The sequence below is a fragment of the Bradyrhizobium vignae genome, assembly GCF_900324035.1.
GTDB classification, from domain to species: Bacteria; Pseudomonadota; Alphaproteobacteria; order Rhizobiales; family Xanthobacteraceae; genus Bradyrhizobium; species Bradyrhizobium vignae.
In genome coordinates this window covers 3294419-3320880 of the sequence record NZ_LS398110.1, presented here as the reverse complement: position 1 = coordinate 3320880, position 26462 = coordinate 3294419, and the positions used below count along the sequence as shown (strand labels likewise).

The following is a 26462-nucleotide window of genomic DNA, read 5'->3' as shown; positions in this document are numbered from 1 at the left end:
ATGCCGGATTGCACAGGCCGAATCGCCTGATATATCGCTCGTTCCCGCTTACCTGCGCTCGTTCGCAGGAGTGAGCCTCAGGAGAAAGCAATGACCGACCAGCCCAAATCCGAGTCCGGCTTCCAGTACAGCCTGTCCAATCTGAAGCCCGTGACCCCCGCTCCCAAGATCACCCTCACCTTCCCCGACGGCGCGAAGCGCCAGTTCGACAAGGGCATCACGGGTCTCGACATCGCCAAGGGCATCTCGCCGTCGCTGGCCAAGCGCACGGTTGCGATGGCACTCGACGGCGCGCTCGCCGATCTCAACGACCCCATCGAGAATGATGCGAAGATCGAGCTGGTTGGCCGCGACGATCCGCGCGCGCTCGAATTGATCCGCCACGACTGCGCGCACGTGCTGGCGGAAGCCGTGCAGACGCTGTGGCCGGGCACCCAGGTCACCATCGGTCCGGTGATCGAGAACGGTTTCTACTACGACTTCTTCCGCAACGAGCCGTTCACGCCGGAAGACTTTGCCGCGATCGAGAAGAAGATGCGCGAGATCATCGCGCGCGACAAACCCTTCACCAAAGAGGTTTGGGATCGCGAAAAGACAAAGCAGGTGTTCCGCGACAAGGGCGAGGCATTCAAGGTCGAGCTGGTCGACGCCATTCCCGGCAACGAGCCGATCAAGATCTACTACCAGGGCGACTGGTTCGACCTCTGCCGCGGCCCGCACATGACCTCGACCGGCAAGGTCGGCAATGCCTTCAAGCTGATGAAGGTGGCCGGCGCCTATTGGCGTGGCGACAGCAACAACCCGATGCTGACCCGCATCTACGGCACGGCCTTCGCCAAGCAGGAGGACCTCGACGCTTATCTGAAGCAGATCGAGGAAGCCGAGAAGCGCGACCATCGCAAGCTCGGGCGCGAGCTCGACCTCTTCCACTTCCAGGAGGAAGGTCCGGGCGTCGTGTTCTGGCACCCGAAGGGCTGGACCATCTTCCAGCAGCTGATCGCCTATATGCGCCGTCGCCTGACCGGCGACTACAACGAGGTCAACGCGCCGCAGATCCTCGACAAGGGCTTGTGGGAGACCTCGGGCCATTGGGGCTGGTACCGCGAGAACATGTTCGCGGCGCAGTCGGCCGGCGACGAGGCCGAGGACAAGCGCTGGTTTGCGCTGAAACCGATGAACTGCCCGGGCCACGTGCAGATCTTCAAGCATGGCCTGAAGAGCTACCGCGACCTGCCGCTGCGCCTCGCCGAGTTCGGCGTGGTGCATCGCTACGAGCCCTCCGGCGCCATGCACGGCCTGATGCGCGTGCGCGGCTTCACCCAGGATGATGCACACATCTTCTGCACCGAGGACCAGCTCGCCGAGGAATGCCTGAAGATCAACGATCTCATCCTGTCGACCTACGCGGATTTCGGGTTCACCGGCGACCTCACGGTGAAGCTGTCGACCCGCCCCGACAAGCGCGTCGGCACCGATGCGATGTGGGATCACGCCGAACGCGTGATGGCGACCGTGCTGCGCGAGATCCAGTCGCAGAACAATCACATCAAGACCGAGATCAACCCGGGCGAAGGTGCGTTCTACGGGCCGAAGTTCGAATATGTGCTGCGCGATGCCATCGGCCGCGACTGGCAGTGCGGCACCACGCAGGTCGACTTCAACCTGCCGGAGCGGTTCGGCGCGTTCTACATCGACCATGACGGTGGCAAGAAACCGCCCGTGATGGTGCACCGCGCGATCTGCGGCTCGATGGAGCGCTACATCGGCATCCTGATCGAGCACTATGCCGGCAACTTCCCGCTCTGGCTCTCGCCGGTGCAGGCAGTGGTCACCACCATCACCTCGGAAGGCGACGAGTACGCCAAGGTGGTGCTGGAACAGGCGCGGCGCGCCGGGCTTCGGGTCGAGATCGACCTGCGCAACGAAAAGATCAACTACAAGGTCCGCGAGCACTCGCTGGCCAAGATCCCGGCCCTGCTCGTGGTCGGCAAGAAGGAGGCCGAGACGCATTCGGTCTCGGTTCGCCGCCTCGGCAGCGACGGGCAGAAGGTGATGTCGACGGCCGAGGCGATCGCCGCCCTGGTCGACGAGGCGACCCCGCCCGACGTCAAGCGGGCACGGGGCATCGTCTGATCCCTGAAATCGATCTAAACTCGCTTCCGGTTGCGGGCGTGCATGCCTATCTCGGCATGGCACGCCCGTCGACCCGTTGAAGAGGATATCGCAGTGCCCGATGCCATCGAACTCCTGAAGACACGCCGCTCGGTCAAGCCGCGCGAGATGACCGGACCCGGCCCGTCGGCGGCCGAGCTCGAGACGATCCTCACCATCGGCGCGCGCGTACCCGACCACGGCAAGCTCGCGCCCTGGCGTTTCATCATCTTCGAGGGCGATGCCCGCCAGCGCGCGGGCGAAGTCATCGCGAGGGTCTTTGCCCGCAAGAATCCCGGCGCGCCGGCCGCCGACGTCGAGACCGAGCGCAAGCGCCTCATGGATGCGCCGCTGGTGATCGGCATCGTCAGCTTCACCAGGCCGCATCCGAAGGTGCCGGCGTTCGAGCAGGAATTGTCGGCGGGCGCCAGCGCCATGAACATCGTCACGGCCGCCACCGCGCTCGGCTACGGCGCCTGCTGGCTGACCGGCTGGTTCGCCTTCGATCGTGACGTGCTTGACGGTCTCGGCCTCAAGCCGGACGAGAAGCTTGCCGGCTTCGTCCATATCGGCACGCCGACCAAACCGAGCGAGGACCGTCCGCGACCGTGCCTTTCGGAAAAGGTCACGCGTTTTTAATCGAGGGCTTGTTGACGGTCTGAATATCCTGCGGCTTTGATCCCGCCGAGGGAGGAAGCCCGGATGAGACGGCGTGAATTTCTTGTCGCGGCCGCGATGCTCGCCGGCTCGATGATGCGAAGCCGTGCTGCCGATATTCCCGCCCCCTCGTCCGAGGGTCTCGACCGCATCACGGCGTATTTCGACAACGAAGTGGGAAGCGGCCGACTGCCGGGCGCGGTGATCCTGGTCCAGCAGCACGGCAAGCCGGTCTATCTGAAGTGCTTCGGCGTGCGCGACACCAGAACCGGCCTCGCCATGACGTCGGACACGATCTTCGCGATCCACTCGATGACCAAGCCGATCACGTGCCTTGGCGCGATGATGCTGATCGACGAAGGCAAGCTTGCGCTCACCGACCCCGTCTCGAAATACATCCCGCTCTTTGCCGAGACCAAGGTGGGCCTCGAGGTCACCGAACCCGACGGCAAGCTCGAGCTTGACCTCGTGCCACCTGTCCGTCCCGTCAACATCGAGGATCTGCTGCGGCACACCTCGGGCATCAGCTACGATTATATCGGCGGCAAATGGGTCGAGCAGGCCTACAAGGCCGCCAATATTTTCGAGGGTCAGTTCAACAACAGGGAATTCGCCGATCGCATCGCAAAGCTGCCGTTGGCGCGGCAGCCGGGAACGCTGTGGCGATACGGCCATTCCACCGACGTGCTCGGCGCCGTCATCGAGATCATCGCGGGCCAGACGCTGTACGAATTCCTGAAAGCACGCATCCTCGATCCGCTCGGCATGAGCAGCACCAAATTCGCGCTCGCGACAGAGGACGAGCTTGCGCGGATGGCGCGGCCGCTGCCGAACGATTTCATCCTGCTCGCCGGCGAGCGCGAGCGGCTCGATCATCCCGAATGGCAGTCCGGCGGCGGTGGCCTGCTTTCGACCATCACCGACTATCAGCGTTTCGCGCAGATGCTGCTCAACGCCGGCGAGTTCGCAGGCAGGCGCTATCTCAGCCCGGCCGCGTTCAAGGCCATGACGACCGATCACATCGGGCCGGGCTCCGGTGTCGGACGCGACTATTTCTACTTCCCGGGCGACGGCTTCGGCTATGGCTACGGCCTTGCGGTTCGGACCGATCCCGGCAATGCGAAACCACCGCCGCCGGGCTCGCTCGGCGAATTGAAATGGGACTCAGGGAGCGGCACCTATTTCGGCGTCGATCCCAAGCTCGACATGGTCTACCTCATGATGCAGCAGACCCAGAACGAGCGCAGCCGCATCACACCCGCGTTCAAGGCGCTGGTCTACGACTGTTACCCGTCCGCACTACGCCGCCCGTGAGGTGCGCTGAGCGAAATCGGCCAGGAGCTTTCCGATCTCGGCTGCCGGCCGCGCAGCGCTGAACAGAAATCCCTGCACCTCGTTGCAGCCTTCGGCGCGCAGCCAGTCGAGCTGATCCTCGGTCTCCACGCCCTCCGCGGTCGTGGTGATGTTGAGGCTGCGGCCAAGCCCGGAGATCGCGCGCACGATCGCACTGCAGTCGGGCCGCTGCGCCAGATCCTTGACGAAGGAGCGGTCGATCTTGATCTTGTCGAAGGGAAAGCTGCGGAGATAGCTGAGGCTGGAATAGCCGGTGCCGAAATCATCCATCGAAATGCCGACGCCGAGTTCGCGCAACTGGTGCAGGATGGCGAGATTGGCATCCGTCTCGGCCAGAAAGACCGATTCGGTGATCTCGAGCTCGAGCCGCTTCGGCGACAGGCCGGACTGCGCCAGGGCCGAAATCACCACCTGAACCAGGTTGCGGCTGCGGAATTGCGCCGGCGACAAATTGACCGCGACCTTGACGTCGACAGGCCATTTGACCGCCTCGGCGCAGGCTTCGCGCAGCACCCATTCGCCGAGCTGGATGATGAAGCCAATATCCTCGGCAACAGGGATGAACTCCGCCGGCGAGATCATGCCCTTGTCCGGATGACGCCAGCGCAGCAGCGACTCGAAGCCGGAGATGCGGTCGGAGGCGATCGACACCAGCGGCTGATAGTGCAGCTCGAACTCGCCATTGGCGAACGCGCGGCGCAGATCGAGCTCCATGTCGCGGCGCCTCTGCGCCTGGAGGTCCATCTCACGCGCGAAGAAGTGGTGCACGCCACCGCCCTCGGATTTCGCCCGGCTACAGCGCCATGTCCGCATTGCGCATCAACTCTTCCGGCGTCGTGCCGTCGCCGGGCGACAGCGCGATGCCGATGCTGGCGCCGATCACCATCTCCTGCCCGTCGAGATCATAAGGCGCCTTCAGCATGTCGATCAGCAGGCTCGCGCAGGCGCTGGCCTCGTTCGGCGAAACGTCGGCCGCCAGGATAACGGCGAACTCGTCGCCGCCAAGCCGCGCCGCGAGATTGGCGCCGCGGACCGCTGCGGTCAAGCGTTCGGCGACCTGCTTCAGCAGGCGGTCGCCCACCGGATGGCCGAAGGAATCGTTGATGTTCTTGAACAGGTCGAGATCGATGTAGAGCACGCCGACCCGTTTTCCGTCGGCCTGGCCCAGCGCCTGCTTCAGGCGCTCCTGGAAGTGTGCGCGGTTCGGCAGATCGGTGAGCCCGTCATGGTGCGCCATATAGGCGATGCGGGCCTCGGCCTTGCGCCGTTCGGTGATGTCGACCACCGCAACCAGGTAGCCGTCGCGATCATCGAAGGCGACGCGGCGGCCGAAGGTGAGCACCTCGATCTCGCTGCCGTCGGCGCGCAAGTGCCGCCAGTTGCGCGAGGAGTGATAGGCATCGCCGACGCGCTCCAGCGCCTCGGCGTGGCTGTCCCACTCGTCCTCCGGCCAGATCTCGTGCAGCTTCATGCGCAGGAAAGTGGCGCGGCTGTAGCCGTAATGCTGGACCGCGGCGTCGTTGACGCTGAGGAACTGCTTGGTCTGTGCGTCGAACACCCACATCGGCATCGGGTTGTTGTCGAACAGCAGACGGAACGAGGCATCGCGCCGCTTCAACGCGGTGACATCGGAGATCGTCAGCGAGACCACGTCGGCGAAAGCGGTGGCGCTGAGCCTGAGATAGCGCCCCTCGCTCTCGATCTCGAGCTGCTCGCCGCGGCCGCCCGAAACGGCCTTGAGCAGGAATTCCATCACCTCTGGCGAGGCCAGGAGCGTGCTGCCCTCGCCGATCCGCCGCCACAACAGGCTTCCGCTCGCAACCTTCAACAGCTCGCCCGCGCTTCTGTTGTGATGCACGACCTGAAGATCGAACGGCCTGCCGCCCGCATCGCGCAGCGTCGCCAGCGAGACCACCGCGTCGTCGGTCGAGGAAAAGATGGCGTCGAGGAGATTGTATTGCGCGCCGCGCTCGTTGACATAGACGCCAACCAGCGTCGCGCCCCAGCGCGAGGACGTCGGCAGCGCCAGCAAATCGTAGGTCCTGACCATGCCGTCGCGCACGCAATGCGCGCTCGCCTGGTGCGGCCGTCCGGCCGCAAGCGCGCTCGCCGCCGCTTCCGACAGCGCCGTGGCACAGTCCGGCGAGAGCTCGGCGACGGGAATGTCCCAGCGCTCCTCGCCGAGCCATTTCTGCACGTAGCGGCCGCTGCGCGACAGCTCGAGCGCACCGTCGTGCTTCAACAGCGCGATGTGGTCGGCGAGCCGCCCGAGGCTGCCGAGCATCACGTCCTCGTAGCGCGGCAGCCGCTCGCCCGGCTTCAACGCCGCGCGCCATTTGCGCTGAAGCACCGGGATGTCGTCGAACATTTCGGCGGCCGGTTTCCCCGGCATCTGCTTCGCGGCAGTCATCGTAATCCCCAACGCGCTTTCCCGGCGCATCCAATGCAGGCGCGCTTAACGACGTGTAAAAAGCGCGCAGGCGCGGGGTCGGTTCGGCAACTATGACAGTTTTAAGTCAGGTGTTGGTTAGTGCGCGTTAGAGACTATGACGGTTGTGCAAAGGCGATGCCCTCGTGTCCCGGGCGCGACGCAGCGCGCAAGCGTCGCGGCGCCGAGCCGGGACCCAGCAGGCCGCGCAACTCGCGGCAACATGGGCCCCGCTCTGCAGCGCATCGCTAGAGGAGCGCTGCGCTGCGTCCGGGGCACGAGAGCGGATTTTGTCGCGCACAGCTGCCTCAACATCGTCATTGCGAGCGGAGCGAAGCAATCCAGAAATGCATCCGCGGAAAGACTCTGCATTGCTTCGCTCCGCGCAATGACGGAGCAAGCGGCGCCGGCGTCGCTCTGCGGCCGGCATCTGAATTGCAGACACGCCTTCGCATCCTCGCGGCTCATCTCGCCCGAGCTTTGCTTGTCGCCTCACCCTCAATTGAAAGAGCAACTGTGGCGAAGTAGCCCGGCGATCGGCCGGCCTCAAGGCTGGCGCTGGCGCGCCCCCGCCTGCGGCGGCTGACGGCCTTGACCCCGTCCGCTCACCGGTCTGTTGGCTTTGCATGCGCTCGGCCGAGGTCCGAGCGCGAGATAGGCGCGCTCGTCAGGCCACCCTGTATTTCTTCGGATCCCACGTCTCGCCGCGCGCGATCATGGTGTTGAGGATGATGATCAGCTTGCGCATGCAGGCGACGATCGCGACCTTTGGCGGCTTGCCCTTGGCAATCAGCCGTTCGTAGAAGGCCTTGAACACCGGATTGTTCAGCGTTGCGGCACCGACACAGGGCATGTAGAGGGCATTTCGCACCCAGCGGCGGCCACCCTTGATGCAGCGTTCACCTCGACGTTTGCCGCTATCATCGTCATAAGGAGCAACGCCCATCAACGCGGCGGCAACTTCGTCGCTCACCTGCCCCAGCTCCGGTAGTCCTCCAAGCAGCGCCATTGCGGTCCCCTCAGCAAAGCCTGGTACGCTCTGGATGATCTCGGCGCGTTTGGCAAAGTCCGGCGTTGTCTTGATCGTCGCCGCGATCGCGGTCTCGAGCGCGGCGATTTCGTCAGCCAGCTTCTTAAGAAGACGCGCGCGAGCCTTCTGAACAAGGGCCGGCGCCTCATGCTCCTTCTGCATTTCCAGGCGAGCCCTGACGTCAAGCAGGCCTTGGCGTCCCTTCACCAGTGCCTTCATCTCCTCGTGAGCGGGATTGTCGACTTGGCTGGGAGCCTCGCCGAATGTCTCGGCGAACCAGGAGATCATCTCCGCGTCGATCTTGTCATTTTTCGCAAGGCGTCCCGCCGATTCCGCAAAGTGGCGAACCCGTTTGGGATCGACGATCCGTACTTCCAGCCCTGCTTGGCGCAACGCCTTGGCCCATACCCGCTCGTAGCCGCCGCTTGCCTCCATTACTGCCTTGCCGACCTGATGCTTGCGAAGCCATGCAATCAAGCTCCGTCGCCCCGCCGCGGTTGTTGGGCAAGTCTTCCGCTCCGTTACGGTCCGAATGCACGCATCAATCTTGTCTTTAGCGACATCGATGCCGACGACAACCAGATCGTCTTGTGTCATCATCCACTCCCTTCCTTGCCTGGTACGGGCTCGCAGCCCTTGCAACTGTTCGGGTTCAGGAAGACACCGGAGCTGTCCCTTGCTCTTTAGCAGGCTCTGTCGCCTTTGGGCGCAACGGGCTCAGTTCCGGCAACGGGCGGTTCTGATCCAACCGCCCGTTGCCACATTCTGGCAGATTTCGGGGACACAAGGGCGCAGGGAAGACCGGGAGCCGGTTGGCTCCCATCGACCGCCATGCCAAGAGCAGATTGCGTATGCTTCATGCACGGCGGAGAAACAGGGCAACCGGAGACATCCCGGCCTTCCCTGCGCAGTGGTTTGACGGCTTATGTCGTGATCTCCTCGGGGAGCGATGCACTATTGCCCCCGTCGCCTTGCGGATGGCTGATGCACGTGCCCGGTCGGGCCGCCACATCACCGCAACACTTGGCGCACAGACCCCGGGCGCCAGGACCACACGATTTTGCCGTACGCGAACCGCACCCGTCGTTGGCGCGAGGTCTTCGCTCACGGTTGCCCGCCCTGCAAAACCCTTCGCGCCGGTGCAACCCACGTCCACCGCCGTCCGGCCCGCGTTCGTGACGATCGCGATACGCCCCTCTTCCTTGGGCCGGATTGCGGCGAGACATACGTCGTTTCCGAATTTCGGTAAAGCGGAATATTTTTGGCCGGGTGCGTTGACCCATGGCTCGCGTGTTTTGCCCGACGGTCAACGCAAGGGATTGTGGCCGGGATCGAGCGCAGCGGAATCCGGGAATCCATCCAAGCGGACAAACCAGCCCCGGATCGCGCTGCGCTCCATCGGGGCTACGGACGCCGCTGATCCTCGCTGGAGGCCGCTGACCGGTTGCGCAAATAGGCCTGGGACAACAGGAAGAACAACGCGCGCTCGCCTTGATATTTGGCGGACGGACGCGTGCGCTCGAAACCGTCGGCAAATATCTTGCCGGACTGGTCGCACACCTGCCACCGCCAGCCAAACCGCTTGCGCCTGGTGAGGATCACTTCGAACATGCCGACGAGCCTGGTCCCCTGCTCCGTGCCGGTCTCGCAAGGCATGCGCCTGCTCCGGCCTTCCCCGTTAGACGGACGCTCGACATATAGCGCAGCAGAATGGAAAGAGAATAAGATTTGATTGCAGCAAATGCGTATCTTCCACCGGTCGTGGGCGGCAGGCGCGCCGCTGCTGGAATAAGGCGATGCCGCCGGTGTTTGTTGGCCCCAAGCTGGTAGCGCTGCCAAGATAAGACAGAACACAGCGGTTGAAGAGCAGTTGCTTGGCAGAACCCATACCGGAAGCGGCGGTATTAGGAGATGCACACCCATGCGCGCGATGAGAATTCTTGTGCCGAACGTCTCGCTGCGGGCGGCTTAGCGCGCGACCACCTCGACTTCGCCGTCGACGCCGTTGACGACGTTGAAACCGCGCTCGTAGACCTTGCCTTCGTTCTTGGCGATGGCGCGGTATTCGCCTTCGGAGAGCACGACGCGCGGGAAAGCACCGATCGATTCCTTGATGACGTCGCCGCCCGGAGTCAGCACCGACCAGGCCGTGTTGGCGAGCGCCTCGCCGCCCCTGTCGCTGACCAGCTTGAGCGTGATGACGGCGGCGCGATGGGTGATGGTGACGTCGGTGAGCTTGCCGGCCTGAACGCGAATGTCGGAGCGCACCACGGAATTGGCGTCGCCATAGTTGGAGACGATATAGTAGGTGCCTTCCGGGATCAGCACGACATCGCCGGCGGCGACATTCGGCACCAACGCAGCGCGATCGCCGGACTCGAACTGGCTGCCCTTGTAGATCGCGAACGAGATCTGGTTCTGTGGAATGCGGCTGGTGCCGACCCGGCCCTCGATGCGCAGACCGCCGGCCGGCAGCACGAAGGATTGGCGGTCGGTCTCGGCCTTCAGGCTGACGGTGCGCACCGCGCTGACGAGGCCGAAGGCGACGTGGACGACGTAGTTGCCCGGCGGCAGCACGATGTTCGGCGCGGCGTTGCGATCCTCACGGAGCAGCTTGAAGGTGCCGTTCTCGTCGGGACGGTCGGCGAACACGCGCCAGACCAGGCCGCTGGTAATGGGGGCCGAGTCCTTGCCGTATTTCGCCGTCAGCGACAGCACACCCTGCCCTGGCACGGCCGCATTCAGCGGCGCGGCCGGTGGCACGGTCGTGACTGCGGGCGGCGGCATGCTGGGCGTAGCGGGCTGCATCAACGTCGGCGGCAGGCTCGGGACTCCGGCGCCCGGCCCGGAGGGCGGTGCCAGGCTGACGGCGCCGCCGGGGTCGGGCACCGATGCCGGCGGCACCGGCGGCGGACGATCGGAGAAAAGCTGCGCCTGCGCAGCATTTTGGCCCGAGGTCACGAGGCACGCGGCAAGGATCAGCGCCGGCAGCAGCCTGCCACTGCGCCGCCATCCGATGATGCCGTCACCCCCGCGTGTCATGTTCCCTGCTTTTCACCGAAAACGCGGCAAATTCAAGCCTCTGAAACCCCAAGAAATACGGGCTCTGTTACGGCCCCTTCTTTCCCTGGAACTGGGTTGACGCCTGCGTGATTATCCCTGCAGCAACCGTCCATTGCCATACTCCTGCCCTGTGCGCTTCCCAAAGCGACATAAACCATGCTTCGCCCGCGAGATGGCGAAATCCAGGAACGGTCCCTAGTCTGGTGGTTGGTTGGGGCTGGCCCGGCGTAGGAGAGTTTCGGTGCTGGACATCTTGAAAGGTCGGAGCGCGAACGGCTCGAACGGCGAGAAAATTGGTCTCGGCAGCATCCGCCGGCCGATCATTGGCCTCGCGCTCGGCGGCGGCGCGGCGCGCGGCTTTGCCCATATCGGCATCCTGAAGACCTTGCTCAGCAACGGCATCGTGCCCGACGTCGTGGTCGGAACGTCAATTGGCGCCGTGGTCGGCGGGGCCTATGCGACCGGCCAGCTCGACACGTTCGAAGAATGGGGCCGCAGCCTGCAAGGCATGCGCAACATCCTCGGCTATCTCGACATCCGCCTCAACGGCTCGGGCCTGATTGGCGGCGAGAAGCTGGCCACCCGGCTGGAAGAGGCGATCGGCCAGACCCTGATCGAAGACCTGCCGATCAAATTCGCGACCGTCGCGACCGAAGTCCGTACCGGCCATGAGATTTGGCTGACCCGCGGCCGCGTGGTCGACGCGATGCGCGCCTCCTATGCCCTGCCCGGCATCTTCTCGCCCGTCCTGATCGGCGACCGCTGGCTGGTCGACGGCGCGCTGGTCAATCCGGTACCGGTCTCGGCCGCGCGCGCGCTCGGCGCCGAAATCGTCATCGCGGCAAACCTTTCCAGCGACATCTTCACCCATTCCACGACGATCTATTCGCACGGCGCGATGCCCACACCGGTCGCGCCGGTGGCCGAGGAGACGACCGCCAAACGGCGTTTCCCGCGGCTGTTCTCGCCCGAGAAGACCATGAAACGTGAGTTCTTCGGCGGCGGCGGACGCCCCGGCATCTCCTCGGTGATGGTGGATGCCTTCAACATCATGCAGGACCGCATCACCCGCGCCCGCCTCGCCGGCGATCCGCCCGACATGCTGATCACGCCCCGGGTCGGCCAGTTCGGCTGGTTCGACTTCCACCGCGCCGACGATCTGATCGCGCACGGCGTACGCGCGGCAGAGCGCGCGTTGGACTCGATCCAGGAAGCGATCCATGTGCTGGCGCCGCCGCCCGAGGGCGCCGCGCCCAAAGCCACCGAGTAAGGCCGCTCAGTAACGCCGGTCAGGCGGTCTTGATGTAGTCGCGCAGGGCTTCCTGTTCGGCCTCGTATTCCTGGACGCGGCGCTTGACGATGTCGCCGATCGAGATCAGGCCGACGACCTTGCCGTTCTCGATCACGGGCAGATGGCGAAACTTGCCTGTCGTCATCATCTCCATGAGCTCGGCGACCGTGTCGGTCTCCTTGCAGGTGACCACCTTGCGGGTCATCACCTCCGAGACCGGCGCCTCCAGCACGCCGGCGCCGCGTTCGCCGAGCACGCGCACAATGTCGCGCTCCGACAGGATGCCCTCGAGCCGGCTCTGGTTCATCACCAGCACTGCGCCGATTTTCTTCTCACCGAGCAGCTTGATCGCGGCCGCCAGCCTGACGTCGGGCTCGACGCTCACGATCTGGTGGCCCTTGGTATTCAGAATGGAACGTACCGTCATTGTCGCCTCCCTGAATCGGAGCCGTCCGCCTTGCGGCGGTCCGAACTTTGATCTGCGAGTCTTCAACTAACAGTTTTGGCGCGGGTTTCACGCTCGCGCGCTTGTCGAAACGTTGCCCCTATGGGCTTGTCGCTCCGGAACATTCTTCCCGGGAATGATGGATGAATTCGGGCCGCGCTGCAAGTACAGCTTCAAGCACGGTCAGAAACGTCCCGTGATGACGCATCCGCAGCATCGCTTCGCACGCGCGGCACCGGATCGAACAGCGCGAACAGCAACAGGCCGGCGAAGAAGCCGCCGATATGCGCCTGCCATGCGACGCTGGTGGTTTCGGCATCGATGCCGATCGCGCCGACGCCGAAGATGATGTTGACGCCGAACCACACGGCGAGGAAGCCGACCACCCGCCCGTCGCGCAGCGCACGCGACAGCGGCAGCGCAGGAACCTTCGCGGCGGTATCGGCATCCGATCGGCTGAACGACAAGAAGCTGCCGCGGGCGAAGGCGAAGCGGATCGCGGCAGCCATCGCGCCCGAGACCGAGGCCGAAGCGCCGATCATCGGCGCCACCGCATGCTCATGGGTCACGAGATGGGCGAGCGCGCCGGCCGCCGCCGTCACCGCCAGGAAGACGAAGAACCTGACCGCACCGAAGCGCCGCGCCAGCGCGCTGCCGAACGGCAGCAGCCACAGCACGTTGAAGCCGAGATGGGTGAGATTGGCATGCAGCAGCGAATAGGTGACGAAAGTCCACACCTTCGCTCCCGCCCCGCCCGGAATCTGCAAATTGAGCAGCGAGGAATCGTAGCGCTTCGGAATGAAGCCGAAGACGTCGATGGTCCAGTTCTCGAGCTCCGGTGGCAGCAGCACCCGCAGATGGATCAGCGCCAGCAGGGCGATATAGGCGGTCAGCGCCGCCGGCAGCGTCAAGATCGGCTCGCGCGGAGCCTCCTCAGCGGCGGCCGGCATGTTCGGTGACGAATCTTGCGGGGAATCCAAGGCGGCTTCGCTTTCGGGCAATCGGAGCGACAGCTTGGAGATAGTCGCCTTTACCGCCCCTGCGCAAGTGCACAAAGGGACAAGCTGCGAGATGTCCGGCCCGATCCGTCGCTGGGTCTCGGCTCTGCGCAGCAACGCTATGCGTTGCAGCGCGTCCGGGACACGAAGGGTTAAAAAAGGAAAAGGCAGGGCCCTGGGAAAGCCCTGCCTGTCCGTGTCGGTCTTCCGGTGGCCGGAGAGATAAGGCTATCCCCACCCCTCCCCGCGATCGTGACCAAGCTGTTTGACGCCCCTAAGTACAGGCCCCGCCGAGAACCTGGAGAAAGCGGCGAGGCTTGCGACCGCGGTCACCATAGCAGGCGCGCGGCCGACACCAAGCGCATAGTTAATTTAACGTTAACGACGCAAAAGCTGGCATAAGAGGCCCGAAAACGCGCGCGCGGCATGGACGCTGCAAATCCCCTCCTGCACAACAACAGAAGGGATCGCGGGTGCACTGAAGCGGGACAGGTTTGTCCCTTCGAGGTTGCACCCCGGGCGAGCGTTCAGTCATGAAACATCCGTCGAGCCGCACGTTCTTCGCGTATTGGGACAAGAAGCGCGGCACTGCGCGGGCCCCTGACCGGGCCGACATCGACCCGGCCGCGGTCCGAGGCCTGCTCGGCGACATCTTCGTGCTGTCCTGTGAGCCGAGCCTCGGCTTCCCGTTTCGCGTCGCCGGCACGCGCGTCTGCGCGCTGGCAGGGCGCGACCTCAAGGATCAGAGCTTTGCGGCGCTATTCGCTGATGCGAGCCGAGGCGAGATCGAGGAGATTGCGACGATCGTCGCCGACGAGACGCTGGGTGCGATCGCCGGCATCACCGCGGCGCGCGAGGACGGCAGCAAGGCGCATCTCGAACTGCTGCTGCTCCCCTTCAACGCCCGTCCGCACACACCGGTGAGCGTGACCGGCGTGCTCGCGCCGTTCGACGACGAATGCGGCACGCTTTCCGCCTTCACCCTCACCTCCTGGCGCTATCTGCACCAGCCCGAGAAGCTCTTGCCGCGCGCCATCCGGAAATTGCAGGTCGCACGCGGGCTGATGGTGTATGAGGGGCTGAGATAGCCTCCGCGGCCCCGATGCGCGGCATCGCGCGCAAGACGTATCCGAGATAGCGGCACGGCAGCGGAACTGAATAAACTGGTCTAACCAGACGGAACGACGGACCGACATGAGCAAGACGCACTGGCGTCCCGCGCACACCTGCGACTTGCCTGCGATCAGCGCGCTTGCGGCACGCATCCACCCTGCGCTGCCTGAGCGCGCCGAGGTGCTCGCGGAGAAGATGCGGCTCTACCCGGCTGGCTGCCGCGTGCTCGGCGCAGATGAAGGCATCGTCGGCTACGGACTGACGCATCCCTGGATGCAATACCGGATTCCGCCGCTCGACAGCTTCCTGCACGAATTGCCCGATCGCGCGGATTGCCTCCACCTGCACGACCTCGCCGTATTGTCCGGCTTTCGCGGCGGCGTTGCACGCGATTATGTTGCCGAGATCGAGCGGCTGGCGCGCGCGTCGCACATCGCGACGCTGGCGCTGGTCTCGGTCTACGCCACGCGGCCGCTGTGGGAACGTGTCGGCTTTCGGGCCGTCACTGCGGATGCGGAGCTGCGTACAAAGCTCGAATCGTACGGCGAAGGCACGACATACATGCTGCGCGACCTCGCCGCGACGTGACGCCCCCTTCCCGGTCGGCTCACGTGGGCGTGAAGCCGCTCCCTCGAACCGGGCCGGATCAGCCTCCGTCGAAGGTATGTGCGAGCCGTTCCGGTCTCGCCGAACCGAGGCTGGAGAATGTCCATGAAACTCACATTGTCGAAAGTTGCTTTCCTTGCATGCGTTGCAACGGCCGCGCTCACCGCGACCGGTGCCAATGCGGCGCAGGCCCGATCTTACGGCTGCGAATTTGCCTTGTTCGAAAGCTGCGGCAGCGTCGTCGAAATGACGAACCCGGGCCGTGCACGCCGCGTCGTTCGCCTCACCGACGATACCTCGCCGACCTACATGAAGCAGACTGACCCGCGCTACAGTTCGTCGATGCGCGATGCCGGCGGTGGTGGTGGCGGCGGTGGTGGCGGTGGCGGCGGCGGCCGCTGAACTCACACCCGACTTTCAGATGATGTCGCCGGTGCAGTCCGGCGGCATCGCTCCTGTCAGCGCGGAACGACAGAAGCTCAACCGCGACGCTTCTTCTTGGCCTTCTTTCCCGATGCACCCTTCACCCGCCAGGGCGTGACCGACGGCTCCGCGTGGCCCGGCCTGTCCTTCTTCTTCTTCCCGAAGGAAGGAGCATCGGCGAATTTCGGCACGCGCTCACCATGAGCCCTGCTGCGTGGCTTGGCTCCACTTGCCTCGCGCGGGCGATCGTGGCGCCGTTCACGATGATCGCCGGCCTCGCGCTGCAAGGCGTGAGGGTGCGCCTCCGAATCTTCCCGCCGGCGGGGCACGTCCGCCATCGGCTCGATGCGAATGCTGTCTTCCTTGTCCGGACGCTTGATCTTGGTGGCGAACGAATCTGCGACCCGCTCGGAGATCTCGAACTCGGTCGTGGTATCCATGATCTTGATGGCGCCGATGTCGCGCTTGTCGATGCCGCCGCGGCGGCAGATCATCGGCAGCAGCCAGCGTGCCTCGGCATTCTTGCGCCGCCCGATCGCGGCGCGGAACCAGACGCTGCCCTCCGTCATGGCGTGTTTCGAGGAGGCTTTCCCCGGCTTCGATCGCGCCTTGACGCGATCGTCGCCGCCTTCAAATCTGTCACGCCCGCGCTCCTCGCGCAGCTTACCGCTTCGCTCGCCGGGATCGATGATGTCCTCGGGCGCCGGCAGCCGCGCGCGATAGAGCCGCGCGAGCGCGGCGGCGATGTCCTCGGGCGACCGCTCGGCCAATAGTGCATGCGCGAGAGCGAGGTCGTCGGCAGTCGTCTCCTCGGTGAACAGCACGTCCTTCATGCGCTCGTGATCGAGCTTGCGGATTTCGTCCGCCTGCGGCGCGGTACCCCAGGCCGCATCGATGCCCGAGAGATCGAGCAGCAGTTCCGCGCGCCGCCGACGTGCGGGCGGCACCAGGAGGACGCTCGTCCCCTTGCGGCCCGCGCGTCCCGTGCGACCGGAGCGGTGCTGCATGACCTCGGCGTCGTTGGGCAGATCGGCATGAATGACGAGGTCGAGGCTCGGCAGGTCGATGCCGCGGGCAGCGACGTCGGTCGCGACGCAGACGCGGGCCCGTCCGTCCCGCAGCGACTGCAGCGCCAGCGTCCGCTCGTTCTGCGTCAGTTCGCCCGATAGCGCGACCACAGAGAAACCGCGTTCCAACAGCGCGGCCTGCAGATGCCTGACGGCATCGCGCGTGCTGCAAAACACCAGCGCGCTCGGCGCCTCGTAAAAGCGCAAGACGTTGACGACGGCGTGCTCGACGTCGGCGGGCGCGACGCGGATCGCGCGATACTCGATATCGGCGTGACCACCCTCGTCACCGGCGACCTCGATCCGGAACGCATCGCGCTGATATCGCCGCGCAAGCGCGACGATGCCGCGCGGAAAGGTCGCCGAGAACAGCAGGGTGCGGCGCGTCTCCGGCGTGGTCTCGAGGATGAACTCCATGTCCTCGCGAAAGCCGAGATTGAGCATCTCGTCGGCCTCGTCGAGCACGACGGCGGCGAGTTGGGAGATGTCGAGGCGGCCGCGGCGCAGATGATCGCACAGCCGCCCGGGCGTGCCGACGACGATGTGCGCACCGGCGGCCAGCTCGCGCTGCTCGCGCCGCGGGTCCATGCCACCGACACAGGAGACGACGCGCCCGCCGGCATGCCCGTAGAGCCAGGCGAGCTCGCGCTGAACCTGAAGCGCGAGCTCGCGGGTCGGCGCCACAATCAGGGCGAGCGGCGCGGCCGCAGGTCCGAACTGCTCGGCGTCATCGAGGAGATTCTTGGCGATCGCCAATCCGTAAGCGACGGTCTTGCCGGAGCCGGTCTGGGCCGACACCAGGAGGTCGCGGCTGGTCGCTTCGTGGGCGAGCACGGCGAGCTGGACGGGGGTCAGTGAATCATAGTTCCGCTCGGCCAAAGCGCGGGCGAGCGGCGGGGTCAGGGCCGGAAAAGACACGGGATGGAGAACCTTGGTTGATTCAGGCGCGGAACGGTGATCCTGCGGACCTGAGCTGCGTGCGCGGCAAACGGCCCGGCCGCACGCTGATTTGATCTGGGCGCTCTTTACGCCAAAGGGTCGGAAATCACCATGCCTATGATGCATGGCTTGATGGAGAGCACCGCGCCGGAAGGTTGCAGCGGATTTTTACGGCCACCTCCATTAACCTGAGACCCACCGGATCGGATGGGAATGACCAAGTGACGCCGTCCGTCAAACGCACCTGCGGCCATCGGCTGATCCTAGATAGGTCCTGCGACCCGGCAGAGCTAAGTTCAGATAAAACAGAATAGGGAGCACGACGATGCGGTTGGCAGTCATTTCCGATATCCACGGCAATCTTGCTGCGCTTGAGGCGGTGCTGGCCGACATCAAGGCGCGGGGCGTCGACCGTACGGTCAACCTCGGCGATTGCGTCACCAGCCCGCTGTGGCCGAGAGAAACCTTCGAAGCCCTCCAGTCGCTGGCGTTGCCGACCGTGCGCGGAAACCATGATCGCTGGATTGAGGAGTTTCCGGACGACAAGCTCTCGCCGGCAGGCCTGTTTGCGCGTCGCGCACTGACTGCGGAGCAACGGCGCGCGCTCCACAGCCTGCCTTCCCAAATTCGGCTGGACGAAGGGATCCTGGCCTGCCATGGCACGCCCGAAGACGATACGGCGTGCCTGCTGGAGGAAACGCTCGACGACGGCCGCTTTGTGCCGGCACGCCGCGAAGTTCTGGCGACGCGCCTTGCGAGCGAGCCGACGGCGCGCGTGGTGCTGTGTGGCCATAGCCACCGCCAAGCCGTCATTCACGGTCCGCGCGAGTGTCTGGTCCTCAATCCCGGGAGCGTCGGATGCCCGGTCTTCGCGGACATTCCCTTTGCCGCGAAACTGGAACACCGCTCGCCTCACGCCCGGTATGCGATCATCACGAAGGGAAAAAGGGGCTGGCAAGTCGAACTTCTCGCCCTCGAATACGACTGGGAGGCCGCCTCGGCACGCGCGCTCGCCAACAACCGCCCGGAATGGGCGCAGGCGATGTTGTCCGGATACGTCAAATAGAAGCCGGCTGTCGTGAGATCTCCGAATCCACGCCACAGGGCAGGATCGACCGATGAACGCGTACGGCCTTGTCGCGCCCGCCACGCGCCCCCAAATCGTGCCCCAAGCGGGAGCAACGGGTGAAACATGGCCGACAGCATATCGCTTGCCGACAAACTGGCGACCTTTGGGGACTATTGGTCGCCGCGCACAATCACGACCTTCAACGATTGCGACGTGATGGTGGTGAAGGTGAAGGGCGAGTTCACCTGGCACAAGCACGACGACACCGACGATTTCTTCCTGGTCCTGAAGGGCCATCTGGACATCGAAATGCGGGATCGCACGGTGACGCTCGGTCCGGGCGAGCTCTATGTCGTGCCCAAAGGCGTCGAGCATCGCCCAGTGGCCCGCGAGGAGGTTCATCTCATGCTGATCGAACCGACCGGCACGCCAAATACGGGCGACACGGCGACCGCCGCTGCGCGCAAGCTCGCATAGCGAGCAACGCCGTTGTCTCTGGTCTAGTCCCTCGAGGTCTCCAGCCTGCTGAAGCTGCCGACCAGCTTGGCTTTTGCCCGCGCAACAGTGTCCTTGGCAGCGCGGGCCAAGGCTCGGACGGCGCGCCAGGCTTCGGTCGCCTGCAGCCACGCCTTCATCGCCGCGACCTTCCCGTAGGTCCAGGCGAAGGCCGGAATCCGCATCAGCTTGTCCCGCGTGAGATGGAACAGGCGCTCCACCAGCACGAGCTTGAGCAGTTCGCCGATGATGAAAGTCACCGCACCGGTCACGAACTGCCCCGTTGCAGCGAGGTAGGCAGCGACCGGTTTGATCGGTTCGAGAATGATGACGGGCACGGAAAATAAGGCGAGTGACGGATAAGGCGGAAGCGCCCTGATCCAGGCGCGCAACCGCCGGAATTCGAAATGCCGCCCAATCCAGCGGGCGATGGGCCGCGCCACGGCCATGAAGACCGCATCCACCAGGAGGTAGATCGCAGCCAGGATGTAAGTGACGGGTTTCAGGATTCGCTTCACGATACCTCTCCCGCGAACTGAAAGCCGGAACTGGGGCCTAAGTTTCACCTCGACGTGAATAACTTGCGAATTCCTGGTGGAACTTTTTGGGCGAAGGGCGCCCCAACTGCGCTCTTCCTTCTCCCTTTGTGGAAGAAGGTGGGATAGGCGGCCTTCGGCCGCCGTTCCTGAGAACGCCGAAGCGAAGCTTCGGCTGTGGCGCCGGATGAGGGGTATCTCTGGGAACAACGACCGAAACTCACGCGCGGAGAGATATGCCTCACCCGTCTCGCCGCTTTGCGGCGAGCCACCCTCTCCCACAAGGGGGCCCACAAGGGGAGAGGGTGAAGTCAGACCAACGTCCTCATATCTCCGCATAGACCTCCAGAAGATTGCCGTCGGGATCGCGAAAGAACAGCGTGCGGTGGCCGAAAGACTGGTTCGTGGTGGCGACAGCAGCGCCACGCCATGCCGCGCGAGTTCATTGGCGCATTGATCGACCTCGGCCACGGAAACCCTAAAGGCCAGCTGCAGCGAGGCGCTGCCCGCCGGAATCGGCGCATCGGCGGCGGTGCGGCTCGGTCTTGCCAGCGCCAGCGTGTTGCTGCCGAGGCCGTACTCGATCCAGTTCGGCGACAGCTCGCGCGAGAGCGGAAAGGCGAGGACGTCCTCGTAGAAGCGCCGCATCGCGGCCATGTCGCGCACGAAGATGACGGTGTAGTCGATTGCGCGGATGGAGTTGAAGGGGGAGCGCCGGGCCGGTTCGGGTGTCTTTTCGTCGGTCATTTCGTCACTCGTTCAAGGCTCCGACTTGTAGCCCGCATGGAGCAAAGCGGAATGCGGACCGGCGTCCCCGGATTACGCTGCGCTCCATCCCGGGCTACGGATTTATCCATCGCAGCAGGCCGCCACCATAACGCAGCTCATAAAGCGGTGTACCATCGTGCCGCGCAATCGTCTCGATGCCGTGAAACCGATGGCGCGCGGTGCTCGAGCTGCTTCGAGCCGGTGAGCAGCGGCGTGGCGACGGTCGCGTCGTCGTCGAGGCCCGCATAAGTGCGTCGCTTGGCCTCGACCAGGAATGCCGCGAGATCGGGCGGGATGAACGGCATCGCCTATTCCACCAGCTCCGGCCACGGCACGATGGTCGACTTCACCGTCTTCATCGCCATCGCGTCCTTCACCGCCTGCGCGACGCCCGATTCCGTGAACGGATAGATCGTCTGCATCTTCAGCCACGGATATTTGTCACGCGTGCGATAGAGCATGTCGACGCCGAGCGGCAGGTCGTTGCCGGTGAAGCCCCAGGATCCCAGCACGTTGAGGTCCTTGGTGCAGATGCGATGCCAGGAGGTCTCGATCGAGCCGGCGTCGGTGAACTGGCCCATCTCGACATAGGTGCCGCCATCGCGCAACATCTCGATGCCTTCGGGGCCCGCCGAGGGATGTCCCGAGCAGTCCATCACGAGGTCGGCGCCGAAGCCGCCGACGATGTCGCGCACGCGCGCGATGCGCTCCTGCGGTGATTTCAGCTCCTCGATGTTGACCGTCGCCGCCGCGCCGAATTCGCGGGCGAGCTTGAGCCGCGGCTCCTCCGGCGCGCCGACGCAGATGACGCGCCCTGCCCCCATCTCCTTTGCGGCGGCGACCGCGAGAATGCCGATCGGGCCCGAGCCCTGGATCACCACGGTGTCGCCCCAGCTGAACCCGCCTGCGCGGGTCGCGCGATTGAAGGCGCGGATGCAGGAGGTGAGCGGCTCCGACAGCGCCCCCAAACGCAGCGACATGTCGTCGGGCAGCTTGTAGATCTTGGTGCCCGGCAACATGTCGAGATCGACATAGACATATTCGGCCCAGCCGCCCCACAGATGCGGCGCCTTGTCGAAGCCGAGATAGCGGCCGTAATAAACCGGCGTCAGGCATTTGTTGGCGGTTTGTGGATAATGGATGCAGTAATAGCAGCGTCCGCACGGCATCAGCGGCGGGATCATTACTTTTGAGCCTACCTTGAGCGGTTTGCTCATGAAGTCCTCGGTGAATTCATCGCCGCATTCGACGATGACGCCGCCAAGCTCGTGGCCGAGCGTGAACGGCCAGGGCAGCGGCTTCGGCCAATGCCCTTTGAGAATATGCAGATCGGTGCCGCAGACCCCGCAGGCGCCGACCTTGATCAGCGCAGCCTTGCGGCCGACCTGCGGCCACGGCACGGTTTTGATGACGGGCTCCGAGCCCGGCCCTGCGTGGGTGCAGACGCGGATTTGCTCCATGGTGTGTCCTCGCTGCCCGTCTGTTATGATTGGTTGTGCGGGCTGATGGGAAGCGTATGTGAGATGGGCGGCCATGCCAAGGTGGTGCGGCAACGCGTAGCCCGCATGGAGCAACGCGGGATGCGGGGACAGCGGCCCCGGATTACGCAGCTCCATCCGGATCTACAAGGATCACGCCGATGCTGCGCGATTATAGGTCCGACGATGCGGATGCGATCGTGCGCGTTGCTCTCGCGGCGTTCGCACAATTCGAGCATGACTATTCCGACTGGCCGCTGTTTACGGCCAATGTCGCGAAGATGCCGCTACTTGCCAAGACCGGCGAGATCATCGTTGCCGAAAACGGCGATCAGATCGTCGGCGCCGTGGCCTATGTCGGCCCACAAGCGCCGAAGCCGGCATTCTTCGATCCGTCCTGGCCAATCATCCGCATGCTGGTGGTCGATCCTTCCGCGCGCGGCAAGGGCATCGGCCGGCAATTGACCGAAGAATGTCTGCGCCGCGCCGAGCGCGATCAGTCCCCGGTCATCGCACTGCATACGACGACGATCATGACGGTTGCGCTGCCGATGTATCTGCGCATGGGGTTTGAGAAGGTGCATGAGGCGCCGGATATCTCCGGCGTGCCGTATGCGGTTTACGTGAAGTCGCTCGGGTAGTCTGGTAGCCCGCATGGCGCGCAGCGTAATGCGGAGACAGCGGCCCCGGATTTCGCTTTTGGTCCATCCAGGCTATGGCGCTGATCGGCCTGATCGACGGCGATCCGGCCGGCCCGATCATGAGCGGGGCCGCCCGCGTGCTGGGTGCGACTGTATTGGCCTGCCCGCCCTTGCTGTGGCTTTTCGAGCGCATTGTGTCTGTCCGTTACCGCCGCGCCCGATCCTAACGCGGCATTAACCCTATGCACTTTAGGGTCGTGCCGGACTCCGCCCGGGCGGGGGGTCGGGTGTTGGAAATGGCGTTGGCGAACAAAAAATTTCTTCCTGCCACCGAGGAGCGCAGGCGCTTCCAGCGGGTGAAGGTGCACCTGCTCGGCCGCTACATGCTGCCGGACCGCCGGGAATTCCCCTGCCAGGTGATCAACATGTCGCCGGGCGGCCTTGCTTTGCTCGCCCCCGGCATCGGCAATGTCGGCGACCGCGTGGTTGCCTATCTCGACCATATCGGCCGCGTCGAGGGCAAGATCACCCGCATCATCGACAACGGCTTTGCCATGACGATCGGGGCGACGCCGCGTAAGCGCGACAAGCTCGCGGCCCAGCTGACCTGGCTCGCCAACCGCGACATCCTCAATCTGCCTGAGGATCGCCGTCACGACCGTATCGTGCCGCGCAACCCGATCGCGGTGCTGACGCTCGAGGACGGCACCAAGATGACCTGCCGCATCATCGACCTCTCGCTGTCGGGCGCGGCCATCGCCGCGGAGAACCGGCCGCCGCTGAAATCGACGGTTCTGCTCGGCCGGGTCCAGGGCCGCGTGGTCCGAAACCTCGAAGACGGGTTTGCGCTGGAGTTCATGCACGAGCAGCCGGCCGAGACACTCGAAGAGAGCGTTACCGCGCGGTAAAACGCGAGGACGCGAAAACCTCGGCATTTCCAGGCTCGAAGGCGGCCTCCGCGATGCGGACGCCGCCTTTTTCATGTCTCGCGGCAAGCCGCCCCGCGGTTAACGCGTGGGTTGTAGATGCCTGCAAACAACGCTTCCGCCGGCGTTTCCCCGTTAATGGATAAAATTTGAATCAATTGCAGTCATATCGAATTTTATTTGAATTCGATTCAAGTATAGATCGAATTCGCCGCGCCTTTTACTTGCATTCGTCTCGACTTGACTTGGTTGACTTAGCGGCAACTCAAAAGCTCCGTGCCAAACGTGGTCCCAACAAGAAACGGGGGCCGCAATGTTTGACTTCAAGGGACAGGGGAAGAGGCTGGCGATTGTCGCCATGCTCTTCGGGATCAGCGCGGCAGCGCAGGCCGGCGAAGGCCGTCTGCTCTACGCGAGCCTCGGCGACACCACGCGTGCGCCGATCGGCTGGGTCGAGTTCTGCGCGGACAATGCTGCCCAGTGCCAGGGTGCGCCGATGCAGCCGCGCGACATCGTGATGTCACAGGCCGCGTGGCGCGACCTCGTCAAGGTCAATCGCTGGGTCAACGAGACCATCAAGCCTTTGACCGACCAGGAGCACTGGGGCGTGATCGAGAGGTGGTCGCTGCCGACCGACGGCTACGGCGACTGTGAAGACTACGTGCTGTTGAAGCGCAAGATGCTGATGGATGCCGGATGGCCGCGCCAGGCCCTGCTCATCACCGTGGTGCGCGACAAGAAGGGCGAAGGCCACGCGGTGCTGACGGTGAAGACCGACAAGGGCGAGTTCATTCTCGACAACCAGAACGAGAACGTGGTCGCCTGGACGGAGACCGGCTACCGCTTCGTCAAGCGCCAGTCGCAGAGCGATCCCAACGTGTGGGTCTCGCTGGGCGATACCAAGCCGGCGGTCTCCACCGCCAGCGCGAAGGATCAGTAGGAACGAGATAACGAGTTACGCGGCCCGGTCACATCCCCACCCCTCCCCGTCCCAGACCGGTTCGCGCGCGGCCAGCCATCCCCCAATGGCTGGCCGCAACTTTTTCGGGGGGGATGACCACTCACTCTGCGGCTTCAAGATTGGCGGGCTTGTCGGCCTCGCCCAGCGGCGACACTGCGGGGCCGTTGAGCGCGGTGCCGTCGGGCGCAAACTGCGACCCGTGACACGGGCAATCCCAACACTGTTCGAGTGAATTCCAGTGCACGACGCAGCCGAGATGGGTGCAGCTTGCCGAATGCAAGTGCAATTGCCCGTTCCGGTCGCGGCACGCCGCGATCTTCTTCAGGCCGCTGCGGACGAGGCGCCCCTCGCCCGGCCGCAAATGTTCGACGCTCGCGATCTCACTCGCGGTGAGATATTCCGCGAAATTCTTCAGCGGCGTGATGTTCTCGCTGATGAACTCGCCGATGTTCTTGTGGATCTTCCGCGTCGGAGCGTAGACCTCTTCCCACGGGCTCGCGCCAATCGTGATCAGATCCGTCACCAACAAGCCGGCAACGAGCCCGTTCGTGATCCCCTGCCCTGAATCGCCGCTGACGACGTAGAGATGCTCTTCGCCGGGACTGCGGCCGATGAAGCCGGCGAAATCGATCGGCTCCAGCACCTGGCCGGACCACCGGTGAGTGACCTCGCGCAGGTGCGGCAATCGCTCGCGCGCCCAGCGTTCGAGCGCATCAAGGCGTTGTGCGCCGTCGTTCGCTTCGCCCGACTTATGGTCTTCGCCGCCGATGATCACGAGATGCTCGTCGGTGGAGAACGGCTGGAGTCGGACATAGTGATAGGGATCGAGCGTATCCCAATAGAGCGCGTCCTCCAGCGCTCCGGCCGCGATCTTCGCGGCGAGCGCATAGGTGCGGTAAGGCGCCTGCTTGGTGTGGATCGCGACCTGCACATTGACGGGCGAGTTCGTCGCGACCACTACGTCGGCGGCGTGGACCTCGTGGCCTGAGGCGGTCGTCACGACCATGTCGCCTTGGCGTTGACGGATGCTCTCGACACAGGTGTCGGCGTAGAGCCTGGCGCCCCGGCGCTCCAGTGCGCTCGCGAGACCAGCGAGATATTTGGTCGGATGCAGGCGCGCCTGGCGCGGAAAACGCAGCGAACGCATCTGGCCGTTGGCATGGAACGGGGTCGGCTCGACGTAGTTTTCGACGGGAATCCCCAGCCTGAGACAGCAATCCAATTCCTCGTCCAGCTCGGATGCTGGCGTTTCGGGCGCCTGCACCCAGTAACCGTCGACGCGTTGAAAATCGCAATCGATGTGCTCGATGCGCTGAATGGCCTCGGCGCGATCGATCGCGGTCACGACGCTCTGATAGTAGTGGCGGGCACAGTCGGGGCCTCGCACCCTCAACAACTCGTCGTAACCGTCGTCGAGCGCCGTCGCCAGGTGTGCGGTGGTACGTGCCGTCATCCCGCTGCCGATGCCGCCGCGGTCCAGCACCACGACCGAACGTCCGTGGCTGGCAAGCTCATAGGCGACCGATAATCCGGAAATTCCGGAGCCGACAACGGCGACGTCCGCTCCCACGGTCCCGGATAGCGCCGGCGCGTCTGCGACCGAGATATCCATCCAGGGCGATCGGGTGTGCTCGTCCCGTACGTTCATGGCAGTTCTCCTCGGAAGAACAAACGATGTGGTACGATCAGGGTTCCTGTCGGCGGCCGGCGAGCGGAACGTGACCGTGCTCACCTCATCGATTAGGAACCTTCATCGTGCTCGCGCATGAAACCGCATGAAAACTCCATCACCCGGAATGCGCAGGGCGCTGCGTCAGGCTCAGTTGTACGGGCACCTGCTCGTCCGCAATGACAGGCTGTATCACCCGGGAGGCAATCATCCGATCTGCTCCATACAGCTTGCACGAGAGATGGTCAGGTCAGGATGGATGACCAAGCACGACGGCGAATACGAAATCACGCCTGACGGGCAGCTCGCCGCGGAAAGCGAACTCAGCCGCTGATGCGGCGTCGCGGGCGCGACC

General features: G+C 64.5%; 24 protein-coding genes and 2 pseudogenes. 14 read left to right on the top strand and 12 right to left on the bottom strand.

Annotated features, from left to right (window positions below):
• Nucleotides 1-90: 90 nt before the first annotated feature.
• From thrS to BRAD3257_RS15970, 3 genes are all read left to right on the top strand, one after another.
• Entirely contained in the window at nt 91-2133 is a 2043-nt protein-coding gene (gene thrS / locus BRAD3257_RS15980) for a threonine--tRNA ligase (protein ID WP_122402621.1), read from the top strand.
• A gap of 93 nt (nt 2134-2226) precedes the next feature.
• Nucleotides 2227-2790 (top strand): nitroreductase family protein, encoded by a 564-nt coding sequence (locus BRAD3257_RS15975; protein ID WP_162500224.1) that lies wholly within the window; start codon nt 2227-2229, stop codon nt 2788-2790.
• Between the two features lie 63 nt (nt 2791-2853).
• Nucleotides 2854-4122, top strand: a complete 1269-nt coding sequence (locus BRAD3257_RS15970; RefSeq protein ID WP_122402619.1) for a serine hydrolase domain-containing protein — start codon at nt 2854-2856, stop codon at nt 4120-4122.
• Here the strand turns inward: BRAD3257_RS15970 and BRAD3257_RS15965 are convergent.
• The 4 genes and pseudogenes from BRAD3257_RS15965 to BRAD3257_RS15945 form a co-directional block, all read right to left on the bottom strand.
• Nucleotides 4108-6571: pseudogene (locus BRAD3257_RS15965) on the bottom strand (putative bifunctional diguanylate cyclase/phosphodiesterase). The gene BRAD3257_RS15970 and the pseudogene BRAD3257_RS15965 sit on opposite strands and share 15 nt — an antisense overlap.
• A 685-nt stretch (nt 6572-7256) precedes the next feature.
• Nucleotides 7257-8216: an IS110 family RNA-guided transposase gene (locus tag BRAD3257_RS15960; protein WP_122406484.1), complete on the bottom strand. Its 960-nt coding sequence runs from the start codon at nt 8214-8216 to the stop codon at nt 7257-7259.
• An 807-nt stretch (nt 8217-9023) separates the two neighbouring features.
• Complete coding sequence (locus BRAD3257_RS40050) at nt 9024-9275, bottom strand: hypothetical protein (RefSeq protein ID WP_244607965.1); 252 nt, start codon at nt 9273-9275, stop codon at nt 9024-9026.
• 312 nt (nt 9276-9587) lie between these two features.
• A complete protein-coding gene (locus tag BRAD3257_RS15945) occupies nt 9588-10661 on the bottom strand; it encodes a hypothetical protein (protein WP_122402618.1) in 1074 nt (357 codons plus the stop codon).
• A 262-nt stretch (nt 10662-10923) separates the two neighbouring features.
• Between BRAD3257_RS15945 and BRAD3257_RS15940 the strand changes: the two genes are divergently transcribed.
• Complete coding sequence (locus BRAD3257_RS15940) at nt 10924-11952, top strand: patatin-like phospholipase family protein (protein WP_122402617.1); 1029 nt, start codon at nt 10924-10926, stop codon at nt 11950-11952.
• Between the two features lie 19 nt (nt 11953-11971).
• Here BRAD3257_RS15940 and BRAD3257_RS15935 read toward each other — a convergent pair whose 3' ends face one another.
• Both BRAD3257_RS15935 and BRAD3257_RS15930 read right to left on the bottom strand, forming a co-directional pair.
• Nucleotides 11972-12400 (bottom strand): CBS domain-containing protein, encoded by a 429-nt coding sequence (locus BRAD3257_RS15935; RefSeq protein ID WP_122402616.1) that lies wholly within the window; start codon nt 12398-12400, stop codon nt 11972-11974.
• Between the two features lie 191 nt (nt 12401-12591).
• Nucleotides 12592-13368 (bottom strand): rhomboid family intramembrane serine protease, encoded by a 777-nt coding sequence (locus tag BRAD3257_RS15930; protein ID WP_122402615.1) that lies wholly within the window; start codon nt 13366-13368, stop codon nt 12592-12594.
• Between the two features lie 581 nt (nt 13369-13949).
• Between BRAD3257_RS15930 and BRAD3257_RS15925 the strand changes: the two genes are divergently transcribed.
• The 3 genes from BRAD3257_RS15925 to BRAD3257_RS15915 all read left to right on the top strand — a co-directional run bounded on the left by BRAD3257_RS15925 (nt 13950) and on the right by BRAD3257_RS15915 (nt 15537).
• The gene (locus tag BRAD3257_RS15925; protein WP_122402614.1) at nt 13950-14504 is read left to right on the top strand and encodes a PAS domain-containing protein; all 555 of its coding nucleotides are present in this window, start codon (nt 13950-13952) and stop codon (nt 14502-14504) included.
• A 106-nt stretch (nt 14505-14610) separates the two neighbouring features.
• Complete coding sequence (locus tag BRAD3257_RS15920; protein ID WP_122402613.1) at nt 14611-15117, top strand: GNAT family N-acetyltransferase; 507 nt, start codon at nt 14611-14613, stop codon at nt 15115-15117.
• A 123-nt stretch (nt 15118-15240) separates the two neighbouring features.
• The gene (locus tag BRAD3257_RS15915; protein ID WP_122402612.1) at nt 15241-15537 is read left to right on the top strand and encodes a hypothetical protein; all 297 of its coding nucleotides are present in this window, start codon (nt 15241-15243) and stop codon (nt 15535-15537) included.
• Between the two features lie 77 nt (nt 15538-15614).
• Here BRAD3257_RS15915 and BRAD3257_RS15910 read toward each other — a convergent pair whose 3' ends face one another.
• Nucleotides 15615-17543, bottom strand: coding sequence for a DEAD/DEAH box helicase (locus tag BRAD3257_RS15910; RefSeq protein ID WP_122402611.1), 1929 nt, complete (start codon nt 17541-17543; stop codon nt 15615-15617).
• A 346-nt stretch (nt 17544-17889) separates the two neighbouring features.
• Between BRAD3257_RS15910 and BRAD3257_RS15905 the strand changes: the two genes are divergently transcribed.
• Together BRAD3257_RS15905 and BRAD3257_RS15900 are read left to right on the top strand one after the other, a co-directional pair.
• On the top strand, nt 17890-18630 hold the full coding sequence (locus BRAD3257_RS15905; protein WP_122402610.1) for a metallophosphoesterase family protein: 741 nt from the start codon (nt 17890-17892) through the stop codon (nt 18628-18630).
• Nucleotides 18631-18756: 126 nt separating this feature from the next.
• Nucleotides 18757-19110 (top strand): cupin domain-containing protein, encoded by a 354-nt coding sequence (locus tag BRAD3257_RS15900; RefSeq protein WP_122402609.1) that lies wholly within the window; start codon nt 18757-18759, stop codon nt 19108-19110.
• Nucleotides 19111-19133: 23 nt separating this feature from the next.
• Here the strand turns inward: BRAD3257_RS15900 and BRAD3257_RS15895 are convergent, their stop codons facing one another.
• The 4 genes and pseudogenes from BRAD3257_RS15895 to BRAD3257_RS15880 form a co-directional block, all read right to left on the bottom strand.
• Nucleotides 19134-19646: a hypothetical protein gene (locus BRAD3257_RS15895; RefSeq protein WP_122402608.1), complete on the bottom strand. Its 513-nt coding sequence runs from the start codon at nt 19644-19646 to the stop codon at nt 19134-19136.
• Nucleotides 19647-19989: 343 nt separating this feature from the next.
• Nucleotides 19990-20411 (bottom strand): annotated as a pseudogene (locus BRAD3257_RS15890) (VOC family protein).
• Between the two features lie 137 nt (nt 20412-20548).
• The gene (locus BRAD3257_RS15885) at nt 20549-20737 is read right to left on the bottom strand and encodes a hypothetical protein (protein WP_244607964.1); all 189 of its coding nucleotides are present in this window, start codon (nt 20735-20737) and stop codon (nt 20549-20551) included.
• Nucleotides 20738-20740: 3 nt separating this feature from the next.
• Entirely contained in the window at nt 20741-21892 is a 1152-nt protein-coding gene (locus BRAD3257_RS15880) for a zinc-binding dehydrogenase (protein WP_122402607.1), read from the bottom strand.
• Between the two features lie 179 nt (nt 21893-22071).
• Between BRAD3257_RS15880 and BRAD3257_RS15875 the strand changes: the two genes are divergently transcribed.
• From BRAD3257_RS15875 to BRAD3257_RS15860, 4 genes are all read left to right on the top strand, one after another.
• On the top strand, nt 22072-22551 hold the full coding sequence (locus BRAD3257_RS15875; protein ID WP_122402606.1) for a GNAT family N-acetyltransferase: 480 nt from the start codon (nt 22072-22074) through the stop codon (nt 22549-22551).
• Nucleotides 22552-22625: 74 nt separating this feature from the next.
• Nucleotides 22626-22778 (top strand): hypothetical protein, encoded by a 153-nt coding sequence (locus BRAD3257_RS15870; RefSeq protein ID WP_244607963.1) that lies wholly within the window; start codon nt 22626-22628, stop codon nt 22776-22778.
• Between the two features lie 69 nt (nt 22779-22847).
• Nucleotides 22848-23459: a PilZ domain-containing protein gene (locus BRAD3257_RS15865; RefSeq protein ID WP_122402605.1), complete on the top strand. Its 612-nt coding sequence runs from the start codon at nt 22848-22850 to the stop codon at nt 23457-23459.
• 331 nt (nt 23460-23790) lie between these two features.
• Nucleotides 23791-24417 carry a transglutaminase-like cysteine peptidase gene (locus tag BRAD3257_RS15860; protein WP_122402604.1) on the top strand — a complete coding sequence of 209 codons (627 nt, stop codon included), beginning with the start codon at nt 23791-23793 and terminating at the stop codon, nt 24415-24417.
• Nucleotides 24418-24538: 121 nt separating this feature from the next.
• On the opposite strand, the gene BRAD3257_RS15855 is transcribed toward BRAD3257_RS15860, so the two are convergent.
• Nucleotides 24539-26086: an FAD-dependent oxidoreductase gene (locus BRAD3257_RS15855; protein WP_244607962.1), complete on the bottom strand. Its 1548-nt coding sequence runs from the start codon at nt 26084-26086 to the stop codon at nt 24539-24541.
• A gap of 127 nt (nt 26087-26213) precedes the next feature.
• Here BRAD3257_RS15855 and BRAD3257_RS15850 point away from each other — a divergent pair, with 127 nt between their 5' ends.
• Nucleotides 26214-26441 (top strand): hypothetical protein, encoded by a 228-nt coding sequence (locus tag BRAD3257_RS15850; RefSeq protein ID WP_122402602.1) that lies wholly within the window; start codon nt 26214-26216, stop codon nt 26439-26441.
• Nucleotides 26442-26462: the final 21 nt, after the last annotated feature.